This window comes from Methylobacterium pseudosasicola, from assembly GCF_900114535.1.
Taxonomy (GTDB): domain Bacteria; phylum Pseudomonadota; class Alphaproteobacteria; order Rhizobiales; family Beijerinckiaceae; genus Methylobacterium; species Methylobacterium pseudosasicola.
On sequence record NZ_FOTK01000113.1, the window covers coordinates 1 to 3126 of the forward strand.

4 protein-coding genes and 1 pseudogene are annotated in these 3126 nt (G+C 60.5%); all 5 read right to left on the reverse strand.

Translation table 11 applies throughout. The features are described from left to right. Positions 1-386: 386 nt before the first annotated feature. Positions 387-1115, reverse strand: coding sequence for a Crp/Fnr family transcriptional regulator (locus tag BM228_RS33355; protein ID WP_092047617.1), 729 nt, complete (start codon positions 1113-1115; stop codon positions 387-389). A 2-nt stretch (positions 1116-1117) separates the two neighbouring features. After that, positions 1118-1369, reverse strand: a complete 252-nt coding sequence (locus BM228_RS33360; protein ID WP_092047619.1) for a DUF6894 family protein — start codon at positions 1367-1369, stop codon at positions 1118-1120. A 133-nt stretch (positions 1370-1502) separates the two neighbouring features. Continuing rightward, positions 1503-2222, reverse strand: coding sequence for a Crp/Fnr family transcriptional regulator (locus BM228_RS33365; protein WP_092047621.1), 720 nt, complete (start codon positions 2220-2222; stop codon positions 1503-1505). A 257-nt stretch (positions 2223-2479) separates the two neighbouring features. Further along, positions 2480-2977, reverse strand: a complete 498-nt coding sequence (locus tag BM228_RS33370; protein WP_092047622.1) for a PAS domain-containing protein — start codon at positions 2975-2977, stop codon at positions 2480-2482. Positions 2978-3038: 61 nt separating this feature from the next. Further along, a pseudogene (locus BM228_RS34415) lies at positions 3039-3126 on the reverse strand (IS5/IS1182 family transposase); the annotation flags it as partial.

A 3126-nucleotide genomic window follows, 5' to 3' on the forward strand; every position in this document is an offset into this window, starting at 1 on the left:
CAAGCACCCTGGCAGACCTGCACCTCGTCGCTTTCGTCTGCCTCATGCTCAAAAAGGCCGCTCAACTCGCCACAGGTTCATAACAGCCTCTAGGCTGTGCATGTTGCGCCATTGCCTGTGACGCAAAACCGATAAAAGCAATCAAAATTAGTATTGAAGTGCGCATTAAATGCTCCAAAAGCCTCGTGATCACCCCCCCTTGTTGTAGCATTGACGGGATCGAGCTTGTATAAGTTTCAGGAGCGGCAAAAATAATTACGGGAAGTGAATTTTAGAAACCGATGCGCCGTGGTGTATAGGTGAAAAGAGGGCACGCATAAGCCTGATAATGCCCTCCACTCCCGAGGCGGCTTCGGCTCCGGCTTGGCAGATGCGTGTGTTCGCGGTCAAATGTTTGGCTCGAAGCGCCCCTCGATCAGGCGTGCGTACTCGGTTTCCGCCCTACCGTAGCTGTCGCCAGCGAGGTCGAGTAGGCCATCGCGGTTGATGATCTCCACGATGCCGCGGTACTTCCGAATGAAGCCGCCGTCCGCAAGAACTCGCAGCGCCGCCGTCACGCCCGGACGCTCGACGCCCAGCATGAACGACATGAAATCCTGCGTAACCGTGATCTGATCGCCATCGGCCCGGTCGTGGCACATCAGCAGCCATCGAGCGAGACGGGTCGCGGTGTTGCCCCGCGCATTGGCGAAGGCTGTCTGAGCCGTCTGGACGAACTGCACCTGGATAAAGCGGTGCAGCACCCGGCGCAAGGCAGGGCGCCGCTCCACCTCCGCCCGCAGCACCGCTACATCGATGCTGAGCATGTGACCGGCCATCTGCACGAAGTGGGTATGTGGACTGCGGTCATCGTCGAGGAGGATCGGGGCAGCGCCGATCAGACCCTCTTGACCGATCAGCCCAATCTCGACGCGGCCGCTCGGCTCATCGGTGGTGATCGAGACGAAGCCTTCCTCCGGGAAATGGACGGTCTCGATCGCCGTATGGGGCGCGATCAGGACCTGCCGGAGAGGCATTTTCTCGGCTCGCAACCCAGGTCGCAGACTGGCGAAATCTTCCGGCGAGAGAGCTTGGAGGAGCTTGTTGCGAACGCCGGCCTGCTGGAGGAGGGCCAAAGCTACGAGCCAGCACGTGGGATGTGCCACTCGCCAACGAGATCGAGGGTCGCCGAGTAGACCACCGTCCCGGCTTCATCGCGCACGCGAACCGAATAGGTGCGATGATCTTGGGCGGGAAGCTTGTTCCGCGCCATATCCGGGAGGGCATCCAATGCCTCGATGCGCGCAGCCTCGATGCTGAGGAGCTCGAAGCCCTCATCATCCAAGTTGCGGAAGTTGCCGTCATCGGTGTCGAAGAAGAAACGGGGCATGAGAGATCCGGCCTCAGGCAGGCGGGAGCGCTCGCATCTCTCAGTCGTTGACGCCCTAATAATCGATCAACGATATGCTCGGTCTCGCGCATCGTATGACTGCTGTTTGTAACCCATGATGGTGAGGGTCATCTTATTTTACCCGAGGCCTGCGATGCAGGTAGTTTGGAATAAAGTCACAGTAGGTCATCAGCCGGGCTTTATCCGGGATCTGAACGTGGTGTCGCCTGAGGACGATCAGATTTTCGGACCGCAGGTGTTGCACCACGCGGTTCACGTGCACGGGCGTCAAACCGAGCATGTCGGCGAGGTCGATCTGCGTGAAGGGTACGGTATAGCTGTCGTCCTTCACCAAGCCGACCACACTCAAGCGCAGCAGCAACTCACAGAAGAGGTGCGCCATTCGCTTGGAGGCTTCCCGGCCTGCCAGACAAACGAGCCACTCGCGCAACACGGCCTCGTCTACGAGGGTCGCCCACCACAGCGCGTGGGCGATACGGGGATGGTTGGCGGTTAGGTCGTGAATGGTAGCGCGTGAGATTTCCACCACCGTGCACGAGGTCATCGTGCCGATGGAGTGGTCCATCTCGTCGAGGATCGCCACGTGCAGGTCGCAGAAGTCGCCCGGGACCATGAGGGCCGTGATGTGACGCTGGCCCTTCGGTAGGATCTTGTAGCGGCAGACGAAGCCCGAGAGGACGAGATGCACGTTCTCGGGGCGATCTTCCTCACTTGTGAGATCCCGACGTGCTGGAACCTGTCGGCTCCTCAGGCTTACCTGCCGCAAGGTTTTGTGGTCGGCTTCGGTGAGCCCGCCAGCCTGGCTGAGCTTGCGGATCAGGGTATCAAACATAGCTCACGACGCGCTCTTCAGCGGTCGTTTCGCCCTGACCCGGACGGCGTATCGCGCAGATCCGGAAAAGGGTTCTGATCCGGCACGCCGAGAGGCCTGCGATACAAGCCCGGTACTCTATCCTATGTTAGAGTGATGGGTGTCCGGTCCCATGTGTACGGTTTCAAACCATCAGCTCGAACCGTGCGAGCCGGGCTAAGGGGCGAAAATTTTAGTCATTGGTCCAGCATCCAACTTATGGCGGCAATCCTCTCAGCTTATATTTGCAGCCCATTCCAGAGGTGCTTGAACACCCCCAGCGAACGCAGCGCATCCGCGATCTGGTCGTCACCCACGCTGGCCGGCACGTAGCGCCCGTCCGCACCCGTCATCGGGCGGCCCAGGCGGCGAACCACCTCGCGTTCGAAAGACACGAAGTTCTCGACCCGACCGTCTGCAGCTCGCAGAGGGCGGCAATCGATCTCAGCCCGGTACATGGTGCCGTCGCCGCGGTAGTTGGTTAGGTAGCCGTGGAAACGCACGCCTGCGGTCAGGGCATTGTGGTAGGTATCCAGTTGCGACCGGAGTGTCTGCTTGCCCTGCATAAAGCGCGGGCTCAAACCGATGAGGTTGCCAGGGGGCTGCCCCACGAGGCGCCCGAAGGCATCGTTGACGTACAGGATGGCCGGGCCGGGTAGGTCGATCATCGCGTCAGTGATGACGATGCCCACGGCGGCATCGTGGGCGAGGGCGCGGATCAGTTCGAGAGCGGTCATCGGACTCGGGGTTACCCGTGGGACCCAGGGCTACGAAGCGCGCTGATCCTGCTTAGAGTGCCTAACAGAACCGTCTGATCTGGTTGAGGGTGACGAGGCTTGCGGCGAGGCTGGTGAAGGCCTCGTAGATGTCGCTGCGCCGCTCGTAG

What these genes read in the sequence shown, in the direction of transcription:
- BM228_RS33360 (WP_092047619.1), bottom strand. Translation starts at nt 1,369, where the DNA reads ATGCCCCGTTTCTTCTTCGACACCGATGACGGCAACTTCCGCAACTTG.
- BM228_RS33365 (WP_092047621.1), bottom strand. Translation starts at nt 2,222, where the DNA reads ATGTTTGATACCCTGATCCGCAAGCTCAGCCAGGCTGGCGGGCTCACC.
- BM228_RS33370 (WP_092047622.1), bottom strand. Translation starts at nt 2,977, where the DNA reads ATGACCGCTCTCGAACTGATCCGCGCCCTCGCCCACGATGCCGCCGTG.